General features: G+C 40.2%; 13 protein-coding genes. 6 read left to right on the top strand and 7 right to left on the bottom strand.

Going from position 1 to position 21,102, the window contains the following annotated elements; genetic code table 11:
• Positions 1-69 precede the first annotated feature (69 nt).
• Together WAX86_RS09735 and WAX86_RS09730 are read right to left on the bottom strand one after the other, a co-directional pair.
• Entirely contained in the window at positions 70-654 is a 585-nt protein-coding gene (locus tag WAX86_RS09735) for a cytochrome b/b6 domain-containing protein (protein ID WP_239970621.1), read from the bottom strand.
• 69 nt (positions 655-723) lie between these two features.
• Positions 724-921: a hypothetical protein gene (locus tag WAX86_RS09730; RefSeq protein ID WP_065170975.1), complete on the bottom strand. Its 198-nt coding sequence runs from the start codon at positions 919-921 to the stop codon at positions 724-726.
• A 310-nt stretch (positions 922-1,231) separates the two neighbouring features.
• Here WAX86_RS09730 and WAX86_RS09725 point away from each other — a divergent pair, with 310 nt between their 5' ends.
• Together WAX86_RS09725 and WAX86_RS09720 are read left to right on the top strand one after the other, a co-directional pair.
• Positions 1,232-3,490, top strand: a complete 2,259-nt coding sequence (locus tag WAX86_RS09725; protein ID WP_341488719.1) for a U32 family peptidase — start codon at positions 1,232-1,234, stop codon at positions 3,488-3,490.
• A 72-nt stretch (positions 3,491-3,562) separates the two neighbouring features.
• The gene (locus WAX86_RS09720; RefSeq protein WP_069532573.1) at positions 3,563-3,982 is read left to right on the top strand and encodes a GNAT family N-acetyltransferase; all 420 of its coding nucleotides are present in this window, start codon (positions 3,563-3,565) and stop codon (positions 3,980-3,982) included.
• 170 nt (positions 3,983-4,152) lie between these two features.
• Here the strand turns inward: WAX86_RS09720 and WAX86_RS09715 are convergent, their stop codons facing one another.
• Complete coding sequence (locus WAX86_RS09715; protein ID WP_065170971.1) at positions 4,153-6,795, bottom strand: molybdopterin-dependent oxidoreductase; 2,643 nt, start codon at positions 6,793-6,795, stop codon at positions 4,153-4,155.
• A gap of 707 nt (positions 6,796-7,502) precedes the next feature.
• On the opposite strand from WAX86_RS09715, the gene torC reads away from it, so the two are divergent.
• Complete coding sequence (gene torC / locus WAX86_RS09710; protein WP_036763521.1) at positions 7,503-8,672, top strand: pentaheme c-type cytochrome TorC; 1,170 nt, start codon at positions 7,503-7,505, stop codon at positions 8,670-8,672.
• 120 nt (positions 8,673-8,792) lie between these two features.
• Here torC and yccS read toward each other — a convergent pair whose 3' ends face one another.
• Positions 8,793-10,958 carry a YccS family putative transporter gene (gene yccS / locus WAX86_RS09705; protein WP_237033540.1) on the bottom strand — a complete coding sequence of 722 codons (2,166 nt, stop codon included), beginning with the start codon at positions 10,956-10,958 and terminating at the stop codon, positions 8,793-8,795.
• A 322-nt stretch (positions 10,959-11,280) separates the two neighbouring features.
• Between yccS and helD the strand changes: the two genes are divergently transcribed.
• Positions 11,281-13,386 carry a DNA helicase IV gene (gene helD, locus WAX86_RS09700; protein WP_227000324.1) on the top strand — a complete coding sequence of 702 codons (2,106 nt, stop codon included), beginning with the start codon at positions 11,281-11,283 and terminating at the stop codon, positions 13,384-13,386.
• A 57-nt stretch (positions 13,387-13,443) separates the two neighbouring features.
• On the opposite strand, the gene WAX86_RS09695 is transcribed toward helD, so the two are convergent.
• The 3 genes from WAX86_RS09695 to torT form a co-directional block, all read right to left on the bottom strand.
• Positions 13,444-14,433 (bottom strand): alcohol dehydrogenase catalytic domain-containing protein, encoded by a 990-nt coding sequence (locus WAX86_RS09695; protein ID WP_065170969.1) that lies wholly within the window; start codon positions 14,431-14,433, stop codon positions 13,444-13,446.
• Between the two features lie 214 nt (positions 14,434-14,647).
• A complete protein-coding gene (locus WAX86_RS09690; RefSeq protein WP_065170968.1) occupies positions 14,648-15,106 on the bottom strand; it encodes a methylglyoxal synthase in 459 nt (152 codons plus the stop codon).
• A gap of 116 nt (positions 15,107-15,222) precedes the next feature.
• A complete protein-coding gene (torT, locus tag WAX86_RS09685; RefSeq protein ID WP_341488718.1) occupies positions 15,223-16,296 on the bottom strand; it encodes a TMAO reductase system periplasmic protein TorT in 1,074 nt (357 codons plus the stop codon).
• A gap of 154 nt (positions 16,297-16,450) precedes the next feature.
• Between torT and torS the strand changes: the two genes are divergently transcribed.
• Complete coding sequence (gene torS, locus WAX86_RS09680) at positions 16,451-19,369, top strand: TMAO reductase system sensor histidine kinase/response regulator TorS (protein WP_065170966.1); 2,919 nt, start codon at positions 16,451-16,453, stop codon at positions 19,367-19,369.
• Between the two features lie 185 nt (positions 19,370-19,554).
• The gene (locus WAX86_RS09675; RefSeq protein ID WP_341488717.1) at positions 19,555-21,030 is read left to right on the top strand and encodes a C69 family dipeptidase; all 1,476 of its coding nucleotides are present in this window, start codon (positions 19,555-19,557) and stop codon (positions 21,028-21,030) included.
• Positions 21,031-21,102 lie beyond the last annotated feature (72 nt).

Below are 21,102 nucleotides of genomic sequence, written 5' to 3'. Positions count from 1 at the left end.
TCATGTTAGAAACCCAATCCAACATTTATATTTGAAGTTGGATTGGGTATATAGCCTGTTACTTAGTCATTAGTCATTAGTCATAAAGCGTTTACGTTCAACAATAAAGTGAAGTAATGCCATACCACCATGTCCAACCAGATACACTTCAATTAAGCCTGTGAACGTTTTATGTAATTCACGGAATTCATTAGCGTACGGTGAATGACTAACCCAAAGAGCTAACCAAATAAGAGCAGCGGCTTCAATTAGAATAAGAGCACCAATACCCAAGCCCTGGATGATGTTACCCAGTCCTTTTTCTCTAGGCTCTGGAAGCTTACCTTTCATTAACTGTTTGATATCGTCTTTTAAAACTTCATTATCGCCAAAGAGGTAGGGGAAAAATTGGCGAAAAGATTGCTTTGTTAGCATGAATATGATCATACCGATGGTGGCAAAGACCGCTAATAGGCCAATACAGATATGGAACCACAAGAAAAGCGTTGCAAAGGGACCTTCTTTTAAAACGCCATCATGAGTCATGTGGATTAAATTACTATTGAGTATTTGTAAGATAATCAAAGTCGCGAGTGTTGTGTGTAAATGGCGCAAGCCAACATTTGGAAAGTAGTGTTTTATATAGCGGTAAAAACCGTGTAACCAACTCATCATTACTTCTCTTCTTATTTTATTATTTTTTATAAAAAAGCCTTTAGCAATAAGGAGCTAAAGGCTGGGATATCAGTTTTGTTGTGCTTTAGTGTGGTGGAAATGGAAGCGTTCATGAAAATATGCTTTTAGATGTTCTTCCATGTTATGTACTTTCTGGTCGATAGCTTCAACTAATACCTGATCGCTATTCATGTAATTTACGCGATTAATTGCCAGCTCTTCGATAGCATCTTTTTCTTGTTGAGTCAGTTCGTGAGTTTGAGTCATAAATCAGGCCTCTTCGATCTTTTTGTATGATTTATAAAGTAACTGTCGTTATTAATGCGCAAACAGTATGTTTTGGCAACTAATAATTTTGATAAATACCATAAATTTATATTTGTCCCCTTGTTTGTTGCAGGGGCTTGGTTTAATGAGAATCCCTTGGCTTACAAACAAGACAAAGGTTGGTATTTAAATTATGGCAGCGTAAATGGTATAGGAAGTGTGATGACTCTCACGTAATTGGACTGAGCATCGTATCCTGCGTAGAATAGCGCATCCGAAAACATAACAAAGAAAATGTGGTGAGATTGTAATGCAGAATAAATTTGAATTATTAGCGCCTGGTGGTGATTTAGACTCCATTAAAGCTGCGATTGCTGCAGGAGCTGATGCAATTTATTGTGGCTTAGATAGTTTTAATGCCCGTAACCGAGCCACCAATCTCACCTTTGATGTGCTAAGCGGCATCATTCGTTTGGCTCATAAGAATCATTGTAAGATCTTTCTAACCCTAAATATTGTGGTGTTAGACAGCGAAATTCCTGCGGTTATTCGTTTACTAAACAAACTGGTTAATACCAAGGTTGATGGTGTAATCCTACAAGATTTAGGCTTGTTCTCGATCATCAAAGAACATTTCCCTACATTAGATGTTCATGCCTCCACGCAAATCAATACGCATAATGATGGTCAAATCCTGTTTTTAAAGCAGCTTCAAGCTAGCCGAGTGAACCTATCTCGCGAATTAAATATTAGTGAGATTAAACACTTGGCTCAGTTTGGTCATCAACATGATGTACTTATGGAAGTGTTTGTTCATGGCTCTTACTGTATCGGTTTCTCTGGATTGTGTTATATCAGTTCGGTGAAAAATGGTAATTCAGGTAACCGTGGGCGTTGTAGTCAGCCGTGTCGTGATCAGTACCAAACAACAGCTGCGGGTAAAGATTTTCCTTTAAACTTAAAAGACAACTCAGCGTTTTCTAATATGGCAGAGCTAGCGGATGCTGGCGTGTACTCACTAAAAGTAGAAGGACGCATTAAGAAATCTCACTATGTTTATACAGTAGTCGATCAGTGGCGACAGCAAATTGATCGTTATCTGAATCAGCAACCACTGCTTACTGATACTAAATCACTGTATACCGTATTTAACCGTGATTTTTCTAACTCTTATCTGCAAGGCGATATCAATAAGAATATGTTTATTGATAACCCTCGTGATAATGCTGTGACGCATTTTACTAAAGTATATCAGTGCACAACGCCAGAAGCGGTCAACGGTGTAAAGCAGAAACTCTATGATGATAAAACAGAGATTATTCAAACCGTTGAGCAAGTAACTGCCAATATGGATGTTAGCTCATTACCTCTGACAATCGTACTAACGGGGCAAGAAGGTGAGCCATTATCGATCTCGGTGACGACACCAAATCATCATTTTGTTCTGTGCTCAGACTCTGTACTTCGAGCCTCAAATAAGCAAACTTTGACCCATGATATGTTGGAAAAACGATTCCAGAGTTTAGCCAATGAAGGGGAGTTTGAGATTGTTGAATTTAATACGAAAGGTTTAAATGAAGCACTGTCGGTACCATTTGCGGAACTAGCTCAGCTAAAAGATCAAATGGGTTACCGTTTAAATGGTAATGTTGCCATTGTTGCACCGATAGAGCCACCTAAGCCGCGTAATATGGTTAATCATCGTAAGCCTACGGGAATAGCGCCTAAACTGGCTGTACTGATCTCAGAACCAAAAGATGTGACTCTGGGTCATGGTGATGAAGTTGCGCTGTATTATGCAATGCCAGAGGGGCTTTCGATGGAATTGGAAACGCTGGTGGCACTGTTTGAACAAAATCCTCATTTGATTCCATGGTTCCCAGCTATTTTAATTGGTGAAAATTACCAAGCTGCCGTTGAGTTTATTGAACGAGTCAAACCTCAGCAATTGGTGACGAACAATAACGGTATTGCTTATGTTGCCTATCAGCATGAAATTGATTGGATCGCAGGACCTTATCTTAATATTACCAACTCATTCAGTCTTCAATGTATTGCTGATGAGTTTAAAGCCAAAGGTGCGTTTATCTCCAACGAGATCAATCGTAAGCAGATTAACCCTATGGTGTGTCCTGAGAATTTCGAATTGTATTACAGCATTTATCACCCATTGATGATGTTAATGAGCCGCCAGTGTCTGTTCCATCAAACAGTGGGATGTAAGAAAAAGCGATTCGATAATAAGTGCTTACGTAAATGTGATAAATCAGCCTCTATTTTAAGCTTAAAAGAGGCTTCATTTGTACTCGATAAGCAACGGGGTACACACAATGCGCTTTATAGTCAGCAGAACTATATGAATTTATCTGCGGTCACTGATTTTCCTGATAAATTTACTCGCTTTATGATTGATTTACGTGATATTAAAACAGAAACACAGGTGAATCTGGATAAGCCAACTTTAGTCAATCTGTTTAGTCGTTATATTCAAGGTGATATGACAGCTCAAGAGCAGTTAGAGTCAGGTATTATCGGGACAATTCATCATCAATATAAGAAAGGTTTGTAACTGGATAATTTTATTGTACAAGCCTTATTCATTGGTTGATATTTATCAGAGCAAGAAGCACACAGGGAAATCATGTTAGAAATTAAAATGGTGGCATTTGACCATCAATACAGTGAGTTAATTCGCCAAGTTCGTGATGACGTCTTTATCAAAGAACAATGTATTGATCCTGAAATTGAATTTGATGGTTTAGACGATCAAGCTGCACATGTTCTTGTTGTGGAAGATGGTGTTGCATTGGGGACTGGGCGTATTCTATCTGATGGTCATATTGGACGTATCGCAATAATAAAAGCGGCTCGTGGTCGAGGCCTTGGTGCAAAAGTAGTCTCAACGTTGGTTGAGTTTGCCAAGCAGCAAGGGTATCCCGAGGTCGATTTAGGTGCTCAGACTCATGCCATTGATTTCTACCGTAAACTGGGATTTTCACCTGTTGGTGATGAATTTATGGAAGCAAATATTCCGCATCAAGCGATGGTACAAAAGTTCTAATCTCATCCAGTAATCCAAGTACCATTAAAGACATTCTTATTAAAATAGCAGCCTTGATTGGGCTGCTATTTTTTTAGGTTGTTAATACTGCATAAGATCAAAAAAGGAGCTCCGAAGAACTCCTTTGTTTATCTTTGGCATTTAACCAAACGAATCAATGAACGGTGAACTTAACCTTTCTTTGCATGCTCTTTTAAGAAATCTAAGACAAGCTTACGATCTTTCTCATTTAAGCCTGCACGAGGGAACATACTGTTAGTAATACCTTTCCACTGCTTGTAGGTAAAGTCGCTTGGGTGCGGTGCCGCGTGACATAGAGTACAACTGCTGTAGTACATCTTCTCACCAGGAGATTGCTCAGGACCTTCAGCTGCAGCAACCGCTTTAATGCGTTTACCTAGTTGTAGTGCCCATAGATCAACTTGTGCTTCAGTCTTAACAATCTTAGGTGGTTGGTACGCTTCGTTTGGTGATTCTGGATCGGTACACTTCTTAAAGTATGCTAAACAGGTGTTTGCACTGGTTGCATCACTTAGACCACTACATGGCTTACTTGATGTTAGCATGTTGATAGAGCCTGAGTTACAACGACCTTTGCTATCTAGCTGTAGCCATGCACCTTCGTGAATGTAAATAACACCACGCATTGCTTCATCAGTCAGTTTAGCACCACCGATTAATGCACCACGCTCATTATAAACTTCAACAAGATCACCATCTTTAATGCCGTGAGCTGCCGCATCTTCTTTGTTCATCAGAACCATCTGACGACCTTGAACTGATTCGTAGCTATTTACATCAGCATTTGCCATTTGTGAGTGTAGACGCATCCATGGGTGTGGACTTAGTACGTGTACTTGGCCTTCTTTTGCATTACCTAGCCATTCAAATGGTGGGATCCACTGTGGCATACCAGGACAGCCTTCAGCTTTGAAAGAGGCCACGGTTTCACAGAATAGTTCGATCTTACCAGACTTAGTATGAAGAGGATGCGCTTCAGGATCTTTATAGAAATCACCATGACGTGTCCAGTTGTTCGCTTCTTCTGGTGTTGATAGGTGAGTCACACCATTTTTCCAGAAAGTATCGAAATCTTCTGTTGCGTCTGATGCTTCATAAGATGACTTAATGTGCTGGAAGTATGTTTTACCTTCAGTATATTTATCATGAACGTTAAACATAAAGGCAAGACGAGAGAAGATCTCGTAATCGTCTAAGCTTTCACCAACAGGTTCGATCACTTTACGCATTGCGTAGATCTTGTTGTTGCTGTAAGTACCACCAGAAGTGATGTCATCACGCTCAAGAGTTGTCGTTGCTGGTAATACGATATCTGCGTATTTTGCAGAAGCACACCACCAAGCATCCTGACAAATAACCGTATCAATATTGTTATTTAGAGCTTGAATTAGTTCATTAGTATCTTGCTGGTGAGACAGTAAGTTGTTACCCGCATTATAGATAAGTTTGGCATTTGGTAGTGTTAGGTTTGCACCATCACGAGTGTAAGCTTTGCCTGGGTTATTTAGCATATCTGAGATCATAACTACTGGACAAATCTTCGTCACAGGGTTACGACCTTGCGATAGACCAATTGGCATACGTTTACCAGATTGAGCTGTACCGCCGTTACCGTAGTGGAAACTAAAGCCTGCACCTTGACCTGGTTTACCAATTTTACCCATGATTGAAGCAAAGTTGATAATTGCCCAGTGGATCATTTCACCGTGGTCTGCACGTTGTAGTGCCCAACCTGCAGCAATCTGAGTACGCTTAGACATACAAAGATCAGCAAGAGCGGTGATTTGTTCTGCTGGAATACCCGTAATTTCAGCTGCCCATTCTGGTGTTTTTTCTGTACCGTCGGTTGTGCCGTTTAAGTAATCAAGGTACTTATCAAAACCTACCGTGTACTTATCAATATAAGCTTGGTCATGCTTGTTATTCTTAACTAAGTAGTAAGACATTGCAGAGAATAACGCAGTATCCGTATTTGGACGGATGTTGATCATATCACTGCCAAGCGCTTTATCTGTCTGGGTCTTCTGTGGGTTGATGGAAATAAACTTAACGCCTTTTTCCTTGAACGCTTCCCAGTGTTTTTGCATTGAGTGATCCGCAACACGGAATTCAATACGGTTTGTTTTCCATGGGTCACAACCAACAAACAGAACAAGTTCCGTATTTTCTTCGATAACTTTCCAAGCTGTTTGTGGAGAATAAACTTCCATATCACCGATAACGTGAGGAAGAATAACGCCAGATGCACCAGCAGAGTAGTCACCAGCACATGAGCTTTGACCACCAATTAGGTTGAAGAAACGGCCTTGTAAAGTTTGAGGACGGTTTAGACCTGCGTGAGACCAACCACCGTAAGATGAGCTAAATACCGCTTCGTTACCATGTTTTTCGATAGTGCGCGCAATACAGTAAGAGGTTAGGGCAATTGCTGTATCCCAGCTAACACGTACAAATGGTTCTTTACCACGTAAATGTGGGTTGTGATCGCCTAATGGATCTTCCACTAATGATTTACGCACCATAGGGTATTTGATACGAGTATCGTCGAAGGTACGACTGATAATACCCTTAGTTAGCATCTCAGTTGGGAATGGGTCAATATCATTAACTGGCTGAACACCAATTAATTTGCCATTTTTAACAACAGCGTTAAATGGACCGTAGTGAGTTGCAGATGGAATAACTTGTGTGTCTGATGCGAAAATTTTGCCAGCAGGGAAAAGGGTTAGACCATTAGCAGCAATGGCCGTGGCTACCGATCCCTTTAGGAAATTACGACGTGATAATGACATGGCGTATACCTAAATAGATAAGCAAGCGTTAAATGAAAACAAACCAAATAAATGAACTAGATATTTGAAGTTTTAGTCCAAAAAATCAACGCTTAAATTAATATCGTTATAAAGATGAAATTTGCATTAGGCTACACTGAAATATGCTTCCACTACAGATGCTATTTGCAATGTAATTTCTCAAAAATAATAACTTGCTAATAAATAACCATTCAATAATACAAGAATATTTAAGCGAGAAATGACTATGAATATTATTGTAATGAATAGGTAATGTTAAATGATTGTTTTTTTTTGCTTGAGGTTTTAAAGTAAAATCTATTTGTATTATAAATTATTCAATAAAAACAGTTAATTAAAAATATTGATCATAAGTGATAATCATTATCGGGGTTGCAAATATGAAAAGATCTTTTTCATAATTAATGATAATTTGGTATATCTTACGGTATTAATGTGAGCTATTTTCTAAATTATTTGAATTGATATTGAAGCTATATTTTTGCATATGAACTGAATATGTATATATGTTAATAAATGCATTTGTCTCATTAATATAAGAATGTTAGTTTGAGCCAAAATTTTTTATCGACACTATTTTTAGGGTTTTTAGTGCTAAATAGCAGTCTAAATATAAGTATCAATTTATTATTTTAGATAGCTCTGAGTTCCTTTAAATATTGTCCCTCTCATTTTTTGGATTTCCGATGAAGAAGTTTTGGCATTTTTTAACTAAACCAAGTAGTCGCTATTCGGTATTAGCGATTGCGATTGTTTTTATTTTAATAACACTTGCAGGTGTATTTACTTTCCACGAAACAATTGAATTTACATCAACCAATGAGTTTTGTACTTCATGTCACTCTATGAAGCAGAACTACATCGAATATAAAACCTCACTTCACTATAAAAATGCTTATGGTGTACGAGCTGAATGTCGTGACTGTCATATTCCTGAAAATAATCCAATTGACTTTATGAAAGCAAAAATGGGTGGTTTAGGTGATATTTACAGCGAATTTGTTAGTAAAGATATTGATACCCCAGCTAAATTTGAAGCAAATCGTCTACGCATGGCAGAAGATGTGTGGAAAATGATGAAAGCAACTAATTCTGCACCTTGTAAATCATGTCACGCTTATTCTGCGATGGATCACGCGAAACAGTCACCAGCTGCAGCCGCTGCAATGACTCCAGCAGCCGCAAAAGATATGAACTGTATCGAGTGCCACAAAGGTATCGTGCACCAACTTCCTCATATGAAGAATGGTTTCCAAGCTGAGTTTACACAGTTAAGTGCAAGTGCAGAAACCGCACCTCGTGCTAATAACTTGTATGCGATTACTTCTAAGCAATTATTTGCAGCTAAAGGTTCAAGTTCAGCACAAGGTCAATTGTTCCCTGCATCTGAAGTGAAAGTACTTGATCGTCAAGGCGATGAACTGCAAATTCAAATTTCTGGTTGGGCACAACAAGGTCCAACGGCGAATATGTTGATGCAAGAGATGGGTAAGAAGATTGTTGTTGCCGCTCTTGAGCCTGAACTTCAGAAAACTCAGAAGGTTATTGCTACTGAAACAGCAAAAGATGGTGCTAAATGGGATCATGTTGAAGTGACCGCATGGATCGCTCAAAAAGGTATGATCGCAACACTTAAACCGCTATGGACTTATGCTGAGAATATGTACCAAGATAGCTGTAGTCAGTGTCACGCAGCACCTAAACCATCTCATCTTACTGCAAATGAGTGGATTGGTAGCCTAAATTCAATGCGTCAGTACTTTATCTTAAATAAGAATGAAGAACGCGTGCTACTTAAATATCTTCAGTTACATGCAAAAGATTCAGAGCAAGCAGCACAAACTGCAACTAAGTAAAGAAAAGTAGAGAATAGATAGAGAGGGACAGTCGATATTTATTCTCTTCATCTCACTAAAGAGCCCGCATAACTTAAACCGTATGCGGGCTCTTTTTTTATTTAAATACAGTCTTTTTTGTTACTTAGATATATTAGTACGAACAGTAAGTTTGTTTGTTAATGAGTGCAGTTCCGGCAACATACGCTGAATTAAGTGTAATTGCTGTAAAACCATTTTTGTTGACTCGCAATCATCATCTCGCCACTGGCTAAGGCTTTGTTCTAGAGCTGAATCCGTTTCTGGCATCGCCATCGGTTTATTTTGCTCTAACTGCAATGTCAGAGATTCCAAATGTTCATTAATAGAGCGATAAGCTTGAGATACCAAATGATAAGTTTCATTATCTTCCAGTTGAGTTCTATGAGCACCAAGCGCCGAAATGTAACTCAGCATGGCATGATTTAAGGTTAAAAATCGAAAGCTTTCATTGGTTGCCATTCGATATCGACCAGGTTCTGCCAACATATTGCTGATAGCGGTGCTTAATTGCGCATCTGTATTATGAGCATTACGACGAGCGACTCGATAGTTTAGGCAGTCTCGTTTACCAAGGCGATATTGTGCAATGATTTGTCCTAGATATTCACGATTGGCGTTAATTGAGTTGGCCATGACTTTATGCAATCGATGTGATTCCCAGTCTGGCAAAATATAAGAAACCGCAATTACTGCTAAGAAGCATCCCAGTAACGTATCGCCCAAACGGGGTAAGATAACAGCAAAGCCTTCTCCTAACTGGTTAAAGCAAAAGAGCACCAGTAGAGTGATAAAAGCGGTAGCCAAATCGTATCGCACCATACGAAAAGCAAAGAACAATACACCCGCCAAAATCATCAGTACCAGTTGACCTTCTTGGCCGGGAAAGAGATAAAGTAGTGGGATCCCTGCTAGTAAGCCACCAAGAGTACCAATAACTCGTTGAACCAGCTTCTGTCTCGTTGCACTGTAGTTAGGCTGACAGACAAAGAGGGTGGTCAGTAAAATCCAATACCCCCGTTCTAAATGGAGAAATTGAATGCAGCCATACCCGACTGTTAGTGCAATTGCCATGCGAAGTGCGTGACGAAATAGCAGAGATTGGGGATTGAGTTGACTGGTAATTCGACGCCATAAATCAGGAATACTATGGGCCTCATTATCAGCCAACTCTGTTTCATCAGTTACCGTAGCATCTGGGTTGCTGATATTGGCTAACTGGCGTTCTACAGTCGCTAAGTTACTAAAAAGATAGTCTAACTGTGTTAAAAGCAGTCGCCACTGAGGGTTGTTTTGTGCTTTTAGATAGTTGATAGACTCTCGGAGTTCATCTAATGTTTTTTCGGTAATTTCTAGATGTTGATAAGGTTTCCCTATTGCGAGAGCTTTTGCAATATCGCGACAGGCCATTGCTTGTGCTCGTAGCAAACGTTGAAAACGAAACAATACATCACTACGTTGAAACGTCGCAGCCAAGTCTTGATAACGATAATGAGAAGAGCTGACTCGTTCATGAATATCTTGCGCCATAAAGTAAATTTTAAGAAAACGATCGCCTGTAGTGTGCGGTTGTCCTCTGCGTGCGCGATGTAAGAGAGTAGCTTTAGCTCCATTGAGTGCGGCAACTACTTTTGCGTTGTTATGAGCAGCGTCAAGGCGTAATGGCTGCGGTTGAAGATCGGCAATAGGTTCAAATAGTTGGCTTTTACTATCTAGATAAGTCGCAAGTTGAGAAAAAACATGAGCTAAGTTTTGTTGAACGGGTTGGTTAGGCCACAAAATGTGCCACGTTAACGACAGTAAACCATACCAAAATGCCCCTCCGAGCAACAGCATAGGCTGGTACCACAAGTTGACACTGGAATCGGCTCCTAGCATGGTATAAACCGCCAGCAGCAAAGAGGCAAAGGCAATGCTGGCATAACGCGGTCCCATGGCCCCTAACATAATAAAACCAAAGGTAGAACTAAATAGGCCCAGAGCAAATAAAATGGGGTAGTCAAAGAGAACTTCAATAGAAACTGAAGCCACTAGGAAACATATAAGCGTGGTTGCAAGGGCTTTGAGTCGACCAGTTAGATTATCGTCTGTTTCGGCAAGCGCGGCAGCTATAATACCTAAAATTAAAGGGGTAACTTCGCTGGTGGCGTTGAGATACCAACAGGGAAACACCACTCCGATCATGGCGATGAGTACACGGATACAGTAATTGATCCGATCGTTGGCCCAATAACGTCTGAGAGTAAAATGTAAGTGACGAGTTTGCATAGAGATTAACAATCTTCTGATAAAAAATGGCGACCTTGCCGTTAGAATAAAGCTAAAGCACAATTTTGATATAAAAACTGTGTTAAAACATATCAAACTTCCGTTATATCCGACAATGATTTGAATTAAGGGAACTTTCTCGCAGGAATTTTAATCAAACGATCTACCACCTCTATGGGATAATGAGAGTTGTTGGTAATCTAGGGTTAACCTAAGTCATTTCACAAGATCATGTGACGCAGAAATACGTTATTTGGGTATCTTGAACTTATATCGATAAAGAATATGGCTTTGATAGGTTGAGATCCTGTCGAAGTAAAAAATGGAAATTGGTGAAACAATGCAATTAAGTGCCAGCCGACTAGCACAATGGCTAGTTCAGGGCGATTACTACAGTATCGAGTTGCAGGACAATCGATTAGTACTTGAAAGCCAGACTGAAACTGATGAAATCTCATTTGATGATTGGGATGGCTCTATTGATGTGCATCGAGGCGTGATGTGGGGAACATTAGAGCTGACTTCATCTGATCAGAAATATTGTTGGACTGTTCATGGCTTGCCTTGGCGAGAGTGTAAACCTTTTGCTCAAGACTTAGTTCAAACATATCAAAATTGGGCCCATGCACGCGTTGCAAAACTTGATGCAGCCTTACCTGAAATGTTGAAACGAATTCATGCCTTTACAGGACAAAAAGGGTATTTACGCGATTCAGAGCATGACGATTTATATCAGCTCTTAACCTCATCGCTCGAACATAGTGAATTAACTCCAGAACTTGCTGCTTCTTTTCGCCCGAAAGCGTTCGAACATATTTTGCCTTGGTTAGGTGATAATGACGCGTGGGTGGATGAGCATAATAAGAAATGGATTGAGAAAGAGTCGAATAAATGGGGATCTTGGTTTGATTCTTTTGAGTCATCACCTTTAAATCCATCACAGCGCGAAGCCGTTCTTATTAACCAAGATCATAACCTTGTGCTGGCAGGTGCGGGCTCAGGTAAAACCAGTGTGCTTGTAGCGCGTGCAGGCTATCTGATTGCAAGTCAGAAAGCTCTGCCTGAAGAGATCTTGATGTTAGCTTTTGGTCGTATGGCATCTGAAGAGATGAATGCTCGGATGCGGGCAAAAGTTAGCGACCGTGTCAAAGTGGCAACGTTCCACAGTCTGGGTACTGAAATCATTCGCCAAGTTGAACATGAGCGTCCTAATGTATCGCCAATTGCTTTGGATGATAAAGCTCGTTCCGCGTGGATTGCTCGTATGTTGATGGAGCAGTGGGGTAAAGCCGCATCCGCTAAACGTTGGCAGCGACACTTAACTCAATGGCGTATTCCTGGGTTTAGCAAAGAAAACTCCATGGAACAACAAGCTGAAAATGAACAAACGATCAATTGGATTTGGCGCCATATTGAGTTACTTGGACAGCGCGGAGCAACCAAAGAGCAACTGCTAAACGACATCCAAGATAGTAGCAACCCGGCTATGCGTCCGCGAATGAAGAGTGAGCTTGAACTATTATGGCCATGCTATGAAGCTTATCAACAACACTTAAAAGTGAAAAAGCAGATTGATTTCAATAGCATGATTAAAGTTGCGACGCAGTATGTTAAGGAAGGTAAATTTATCTCTCCTTGGCGTTTTGTTATGGTCGATGAGTACCAAGATATATCACCTCTTCGCTTAAGCCTGATTGAAGCTCTGTGTCAGCCTCAGCCAAATAGTGATAAAGCAGCACCAACCCTTTTTGCTGTTGGAGATGATTGGCAGGCAATCTATCGTTTTGCAGGTTCTGATGTAAACTTGACGACAGACTTTGAAGAACGTTTTGGAGCGACACATATCACACAGCTCTCAACCACTTATCGTTTTAACAATATGATTGGTGACGTAGCGAATGTGTTTGTGCAGCAAAACCCAATGCAGGTAAAGAAAGAGCTAACAAGCTTTAAGAAGCAGAAGAAAAAAGCGGTGACGCTACTAGCACAAGACTTTATTTTGCAAGAATTGGGGCAATTGGCAAAACGTTATGAAGGCAAACAAACTAATGTATTGATCCTTGGCCGTAACAATAAGCAGCGTCCTGCTAAGTTAGAAGCTTGGCAAGAGCAGTGGCCACAGCTGAATCTGCAATATATGACTTGTCACGCAAGTAAAGGTCAAGAAGCGCAATATGTCTTCATTGTTGATGTTAATAAAGGCATTTTCCCAACGTTAGATCGTGAAACGGGTCTTGCTTCAATTTTGCAATCTCGCGCAGAAACCTATGCTGATGCAGAAGAGCGCCGCTTATTCTACGTTGCGTTAACTCGAGCGAAAAAGCATGTTTATGTTTGTGCTAACCCAATGAATGTATCGCCATTTATCAATGAGCTAATTGAAGATAAATATCCGGTAGATAATAAGATCAAGCGGATTGGTCGTTAGTCTTTTCTTGATTAATAAGGTAACAGCCCCAGCATTAACATCGCTGGGGCTGTTTTTTTATTTGAGGTCATCAATAAGGCTTACTACAACTTTACCTTGATGATGATTTTGCTGTAGATAATTTAGGCCCTGAGGAAGTTCAGAAAAAGGAAATATCTTATCAATCATCGGATTGAGTTGATGATTTTCCAGCAAAGTCATTAATTGTTCTCCAACCATTGATAGATGTTGAATATGTTCAAGGGTTCCATGGGCGTATGTACCATGTAGAGCAACCTCATGAATACTGATCGCTTTGGTTGTTGCTAAAATTGGAATTTGTTGGAATTGATCTGCAATCATGACCAATTGCCCATTATAACGAATCAATGCGCTCATGATACTGGCGGTTTTCGATGAGACACAGTCAATGACCGCATCAAGCAGCCTTGCTTCTGTTAACTCAAGAATTTTTAAGCCAACATTATCATTTGGATCTATCGCCGCATCTGCACCATAGCCCAATAACCGTTGATGATGATGAGTCTCTGCAATGGCATAAACCGTTAATCCCATTATTTTAGCCAACTGCACTGCGAATCCACCCACACCTCCGCCAGCACCTGTAATCGCAATAATACTTTTAGGAGGGAGCCTGAGTTTATCTTTAAGGGCTATCCAAGCGGTGAAACCTGCACAAGGTAATGCTGCGGCATCGGAGTATAAAACATGAGGGGGGATATGACTCAAAGCGTCGGGTTTACAACTGACATATTCAGCAAAACCACCTGCTTGGCGAGGATCTAAAAAGCCAAAGACTCGATCTCCAACTTTAAATGTAGAGATCTCTTTACCTACTTGTTCAATAACACCTGCGATATCTAACCCTATAATTTGAGGGTAATTCCACGTTGCGTAGCCCCAATCGGTAAGTTTATAGTCGATAGGGTTTAAGCCAACTGCATGTACTTTAATCTGAACTTCATTATCTTTTGTTATTGGTGGTGGTAGGTTCGTATTGATTAACGATGAAAGGCCATTAGGCTGAGATAAGCTCCATGATTGCATGCTACTTCCTTTTATTTTTGTTTTGTAATCCTTCTTAGTATATACCCAAGTGATTTTAAGAAGCTGGATGTGGGGATTTATCTCTGAGAAAAGGTTAAGAAAAACCTGGCGGTGTACTTGTTATTTTTTTCTAAATTGCTTTAAGTAATGGTCAAATGTTGGCAATTTTATGCATAAAAAAACCTCGCTTGCTCGCGAGGTTTTTTCACACCAGTTAGTTTAGACGTTCGTCTAAATAAGCTTGATAGTCGGGGATTCGAACATCAATCTCTTGTTCTAATAGCGGTGAGGAAATCATAAAGTCGGCACTACTGATGTTAGTGGCAACGGGGATATTCCACACCGCTGAAATTCGAAGAAGCGCTTTTACATCCGGGTCATGAGGAACAGCATTCAGTGGATCCCAGAAGAAAATCATCATATCGATACTTCCTTCTGTAATACGTGCCCCTAGTTGTTGATCTCCACCCATTGGGCCGCTAATCATGCAATGAATGTCTAACCCCGTTTTATCTCTAAGCATATGACCAGTTGTACCAGTCGCAGACAGATTGTGATGCATAAGTTTTTCTTTATGCGTTTGAACCCAATCTAAAAGGTCTTGCTTACAGTTATCATGGGCGACAAGTGCAATATTTTTGCGTACCGTCATAGTGCGCGTTGTTGACTGCATTGGTGTCTCCAAATTACGAAAGTGCAGTAATGGTATTCATCCTGTTTTACATTACTACTATTGGTTATAAGAATAATACGCGAAATAAAAGTTATTTTCTCAAACAAAAATCACGATTAATGCTTTATTTCATTATTGAGCACTTCAAAAACTGGACGAAATTCAGCCGGTGATAGAGATTCTTTAATCACTGTTGTGGGTAAGTGATTAGGTGTTAATGACTCTATTTGAGGTGAAATGTCTTTTAGTAGTGGTTTATGTTCAAGGTATCTAACCGCTTGATCTAGCGATAGTTGGGCTTGTTCAACCATCTTATCGGAAGGTGAGAATAAAATTTTATTACGGCGTAGTCCACGATAAACACCATGACTTAAATAAGTCGATACAATTTTTATGTTATTAGTTTTATGATTTGCACGAAGTTCACTAATCGCAACTTCAGAGGCAACGGCGCCACCTACGATATAACTTATGTCAGGATGGTATACAAACAGTTGTTGAATTAAGTTGCGTTGTAATTCTTTGCTATTGTCAGCCCATTGTGTTGTCACAACATGGACATCACTATTTTTAATGGCATCCATAAAACCTCGAGTGACAGGCTTTGTACCTCCTCGACGCTGAGGCCCTGGCAGCCAAGCAACTTTAACTTCGCCACTGCCTTTAGGGTGGCGTTTTGCTAAGAACTCACCTGCTTTTTGTCCCATATAATACCAATCGACCCCAACACGAGCCTTAACGTGTTTTTTGATATCAGGGTCTGTCATATCAATATCATTTGTCATAACAAAGACAGGAGTATTACCAATCAGTGAGGTTAATTTACCGTTATAACCTTGGCTATCTACAGTACCAAGGATGATGGCATCAGCTCCCCATTCATGACAACGCTTTAGTTGCGCGGTTTGCTTATTTAAGTTTGGATAGCCGCCAGCTTCATAGACAACTAAATCAACACCAAGCTTTTTTGCTTGCTTAACCATGCCATAATTGATCGATAACCAATATGAATCTTTCAAATGAGGGTAAACTGCACAAATCTTCCATGGTTTAGAGACTGAATCAAGTGGTTGAATATTTACCTCTTCAACCTGATGTTTAGCTGCAAATGGAGGGGTAAATGAATATACCGAACGCGCAAGAGCCGGCTGAATGGTTAAAAGTAAAGCTAATAGACAAAAAAAGCGCATTTTGACCAACTTTATTAAGGATATGAATTGCTAACGCTGGCAAAATAGTACCGTTTTATTTCGCAAGGTTAAATAGTAGTTTAGAAAGGATTTCTAGATAAAGCAGATATACCCGAATAAGTATGCAAACTGTTTATTATAAAGAGAATTTAGTATGATGTTTACTCGTAATGGTATTGGTAGCAAGCTTTTTCTTGCTTTCTCTACCATGGCGGCTTTAACTCTTATTGCTGTAATGATAGGTGTTGCGGGATTCTCTCTCGTCGCCAAAACAGAGCGTACTGTTATTAACTCGGCAGTGCCTGCACTTGCTGAAGCTCGTCAACTCTCCGACCTTAGTACTCGTATTATTTTTAATGCGCAAGTTCTTGCCAAATCAAAAAGTGAAGAAGAACGTATACGCCAAGGACGAGCCTTAACAGTGCATATTGAAGGTTTGAACAAAAGCTTACGTACGTTAGAGCAATTTTCTTTTGATCCAAAACTCATGGAGCAACTAGAAGGGGATGTTAAACGTATTGTTGATAACCTTGCTCTTCTTGGACTGTTAGTTGGTCGCCAAATTGATCTTCAAGATCAAGTGAACAGCTATGTCCATGAAATGACTTCTGCAACACAACAAATTGATGAGTTATCACAATCTCAGGTCTCCAACGCAAATACCATTGCTGTTGCTAACGTATCTCGAATCTATGACTTAGTAGCGGATAATAATAAACCTGCCGTTTACAAAGCATTAGACAGCTTAGTTGAAGTCGATATGGATCTTTCTGAGCGCCTTTTTGAGTTACGTTTTCTCTCACTTCAAGTCGTCAATATGTTAGATGATTCCAATCGAATTGTTGATATAAAGACGCTTATGAAGCTAAAAGCTCGCTTTATAAATGCAACCACTATTATGAGTCAACGCGTGAAATCGGTTGAGGATCCAAGCCGTTCAGCACAATTAATGGACTTAATGAAAGAGCTTAACAAAGGCGGATTACTGTTTGGGACGATGGAGCAGCTGGTTTATGCTAAGCAAGATGTAGAACGATTGGATCAACAAAATCTCGTTTTATTCCAGCAACTCAATACTACGGTTGATGAAATTATTCGAGCCGCTAATGATGGTACGCAAAAAGCGGTAACCATGGTTGATAAAACATTAACCGTTGCCAGAACCAGCTTAATTGTGATTTCTGCAATTGGTATGCTAGCGCTTGTACTTATTATGTGGCGCTATGTCTATGCTCGGGTTATCCGCAGAATTAATGACTATAGCAAAGCTCTTCACTCTATTGCGCGAGGCGATCTTGAGATTCAGTTACCGATTAAAGGTGATGATGAACTTGCCCAAATGGGGCGAGCAATTCTGGTTGCAAGAGACACGGCTTATGAGCGTCATCGTTTGGCACAAGAAGAAGGGAAAATTCGCCTAGAGCTACAACAGCATAAGCTTAGCCTTGAGCGTTTAGTTGCAAAACGCACGAGTGAGTTGGAAAAAACAAATGCACGTCTGAATGACGAAGTTAAAAATCATGAAAAAGCACGAGCTGAAGCAGAAAAAGCCAATAGAGCTAAATCGGCATTTTTAGCAACGATGAGTCATGAAATACGAACTCCAATGAACGGTGTATTGGGGACAGTATCACTGCTTGCAGATACCCAACTGACTAATCAACAATCCCGTTATGTGGATGTGATTAATCGAAGTGGCGAAACCTTACTTGATATTCTTAATGATATTTTGGATTACTCTAAAATTGAGGCGGGCCATTTAGATATTCGACAAGCTGATTTCTCATTACGAGAACTGATTTCTGATGTCTATAACATGCTAGATGGTAGGGCGATAGCTAAAGGTATTTCTCTTCAACAAAGTATTCAAACCTCTTTGCCAGATATTTGGGTTGGCGATGAGACCCGTATCCGTCAGGTATTGGTTAACTTAGTCGGAAATGCCATTAAATTTACTGATACAGGTTCGGTGATCATTGATGTGCGTGCCCACCCTGATATGCCAGGTGAATTGTTGTTCTCTGTTAAAGATACCGGGATTGGCATTTCAGCAGATGAGCAAGATTTGCTGTTTACAGCTTTCCAACAAGCTTCTGAGGGGCGAAAAACCATTGGTGGTACTGGACTCGGATTAGCGATTAGCCAGCATATTATTGCTGCAATGGAAGGGGAAATCGGCCTTGATTCTGAAGTAGGTAAAGGCAGCTGTTTCTGGTTTGCATTGCCATTAGAGCAAGGAGAAATTTCTCTTCGAACTGAAGCGACGGTTGCTAACGTACCGTCAGCGCATGTATTGCTTGTTGAGGATAACCCCGTCAACAGTATGGTCGCTGAAGGATATTTGAACCGACTGGGTCACAGTGTGGTGGTTGCTGAGACTGGAGCTCAAGCGGAAGAAATCTACAGTCAACAGCGATTTGATATTGCTCTACTTGATATTAATTTACCAGATACTGATGGCGTGAAGTTGTTGCATCGGTTACGTCGTATAGAAGAGACCAATCACGAATCTTGGGAAGAACCAACGCCTATGGTCGCTTTTTCTGCTCATGTATTTCGTGAAGAAGTTGAAATCTATCTTGCTGCTGGTTTTGCCGGATTTTTACCAAAACCGATCGTTGAGAGACAGTTAATTGATACGCTAAACAGTATTTTAAAAGGAACCAAACGCGTGGTGATTGAAAAAGGCGCGGGTGATGACCAATCTATTGAGGATACGATGGAACAAGATGAATTTCCTTTATTAAAAGAGTCGGTGCTTGGATCTGATTTACAAGTACTGGGCGAGGCTCAGGTGAAAAAGTTGATTGAATTGTTTGCTCAATCTTCTAGAGAGACTTTAGACAAACTCAATCTTGCCATCGAACAACAAGATATGAATAACATCGCTAAATTAGCCCATACCCTAAAAGGTGCTGCAGGTACCATGGGGTTAATGAAGTTATTTGAAATCTGTTTAGCATTTGAAAAAGGTGGCAAGGGGGGTTGTATCGATGATCTCGATGCCGATACTTTGAACCAGATATTTAATCAGTCGATTGCGATATTGCAGACGACGTTTATTGATAAGTAATTTATTTATGATTAAAGGTTATCTCTTGAGGTAGCCTTTTTTTCTTCCTGAAATATCGCTGTAACGTGATCCCATCCGCAACATGAAATCTGATTCTCTATAGGCTTAGTTGATGTTTCATCGTTATATTGTGCTGAATGTAGCCTCTAACAGTTAACAGTCACTTTGATAAACAAGGATAGATAATGAATCAGAAATTTACGATAACAGTACTTAGTGCTGCAATTTTTGCCTCGGTGAGTTTATCTGCGAGTGCTTGTACCGGTATTTTAGTCGGTAAACAGGCTTCTGCTGATGGCAGTATTATGATTGCTCGTAATGAGGATTTCGGTGTAAATAATTGGAATAAGCATCTTGCTTATCGTCCGGCACAGACTAATCAAGCAGGTGACTGGCAGTTAGGCAATGGATTGGTTGTTCCAATGCCACCCTCATTTTATGCTTATTCTGCGATTCCTGATTGGGATGCTGCCACAATGAATCCTGACGGCCGGTATTATGAAGAGCGCGGTATTAACGAATATAACGTTGCAATATCGGCCACAACCAGTGCTGAGGTGAATGAAAAAGCGCAGGCAGCGGATCCATTGGTCAAGCAGGGAGTGATTGAAGCTAATATCCCTACGCTAATTTTGCCTCAAGTAAAAACAGCCAAGCAAGGAGTAGAACTCTTAGGTCAATATATTGAGAAATATGGCGCAGGAGAGGGCAATAGCTTATATCTGGCGGATGTTAATGAGGCCTGGTTATTTGAAGTTGGTTCTGGTCATCAATGGATAGCGGTAAAAGTTCCTGATGATAGTTACGCTATGATGGCAAATGGTCTACGCATCCATGGTGTTGATCTGAATTCACCTGATGTTCTCCACTCTCCAACACTCGTAGAATTTGTGACGCAACATAAACTGCTAGATAATCCTGATCCAAAATCATTTAACTTTGCTAAAGCATTTGGCGTAATCGGTGATGTATATAATACCGATCGTGAGTGGCTAGGACAGGAAATGTTGACGCCATCTTTCAAGCAGAAAACTCGCCAACAGCAATATCCACTCTTTTTAAAACCAGACCAAAAAATCACGGTGGCACAGATAGATAAAGTGTTGAGTTCAACGTATGCCGGAACCGAATTGGAACAAAAAGGGGAAAGACCAATTCGAGTTGATAGGCAGTTAGAATCTCATATTATTGCGCTTCGTCCTGATATGCCCAAACCATTTCAAGGACTGATTTGGCAAAGTTATGGCGTGTTAGCTGAATCGGTTCTGGTGCCACTTTATAGCAGTTTACACTCTTATCCTCAGCCTTATACGGTAGGAACCGACACTTATAGTGATGATTCGGCTTATTGGCAGTTCCGTAGTTTAACTGCATTAGCATCAACTAATACCAATAAATACCTGCCTGCGCTGCATCAATTATGGCAAGACAAAGAGACAAAGCTATATAAGCAAGTGAGCGCACTTGATAATGTGTTACAGCAAACATACAAAATGGATCCACAAGCCGCTTTGGACATGGCTTCTGACTATTCATATAGCCAATTACAACAGACTTACTCTATGGCAAAACAGATGCGCTATAAGATGATGACAGATTTAACCAAGAGTACAGAGAAGAAATATTCAGAGGAAGAGTTTAAGAAAATTATGAGCTTATAATTTTCTATTGATTGTATACCGATAAAAAATAACCCCGAAGGCGAACCTTCGGGGTTAAGAGATTAGCAAGAA

Origin of the sequence: Photobacterium damselae subsp. damselae, assembly GCF_038086725.1 — a bacterium.
GTDB classification, from domain to species: domain Bacteria; phylum Pseudomonadota; class Gammaproteobacteria; order Enterobacterales; family Vibrionaceae; genus Photobacterium; species Photobacterium damselae.
This window is presented reverse-complemented; position numbering and strand designations above follow the sequence as displayed.

What these genes read in the sequence shown, in the direction of transcription:
- WAX86_RS09735 (WP_239970621.1), bottom strand. Translation starts at nt 654, where the DNA reads ATGATGAGTTGGTTACACGGTTTTTACCGCTATATAAAACACTACTTT.
- WAX86_RS09730 (WP_065170975.1), bottom strand. Translation starts at nt 921, where the DNA reads ATGACTCAAACTCACGAACTGACTCAACAAGAAAAAGATGCTATCGAA.
- torS (WP_065170966.1), top strand. Translation starts at nt 16,451, where the DNA reads ATGATGTTTACTCGTAATGGTATTGGTAGCAAGCTTTTTCTTGCTTTC.
- helD (WP_227000324.1), top strand. Translation starts at nt 11,281, where the DNA reads ATGGAAATTGGTGAAACAATGCAATTAAGTGCCAGCCGACTAGCACAA.
- torT (WP_341488718.1), bottom strand. Translation starts at nt 16,296, where the DNA reads ATGCGCTTTTTTTGTCTATTAGCTTTACTTTTAACCATTCAGCCGGCT.
- WAX86_RS09695 (WP_065170969.1), bottom strand. Translation starts at nt 14,433, where the DNA reads ATGCAATCATGGAGCTTATCTCAGCCTAATGGCCTTTCATCGTTAATC.
- WAX86_RS09720 (WP_069532573.1), top strand. Translation starts at nt 3,563, where the DNA reads ATGTTAGAAATTAAAATGGTGGCATTTGACCATCAATACAGTGAGTTA.
- yccS (WP_237033540.1), bottom strand. Translation starts at nt 10,958, where the DNA reads ATGCAAACTCGTCACTTACATTTTACTCTCAGACGTTATTGGGCCAAC.
- WAX86_RS09675 (WP_341488717.1), top strand. Translation starts at nt 19,555, where the DNA reads ATGAATCAGAAATTTACGATAACAGTACTTAGTGCTGCAATTTTTGCC.
- WAX86_RS09725 (WP_341488719.1), top strand. Translation starts at nt 1,232, where the DNA reads ATGCAGAATAAATTTGAATTATTAGCGCCTGGTGGTGATTTAGACTCC.
- torC (WP_036763521.1), top strand. Translation starts at nt 7,503, where the DNA reads ATGAAGAAGTTTTGGCATTTTTTAACTAAACCAAGTAGTCGCTATTCG.
- WAX86_RS09715 (WP_065170971.1), bottom strand. Translation starts at nt 6,795, where the DNA reads ATGTCATTATCACGTCGTAATTTCCTAAAGGGATCGGTAGCCACGGCC.
- WAX86_RS09690 (WP_065170968.1), bottom strand. Translation starts at nt 15,106, where the DNA reads ATGCAGTCAACAACGCGCACTATGACGGTACGCAAAAATATTGCACTT.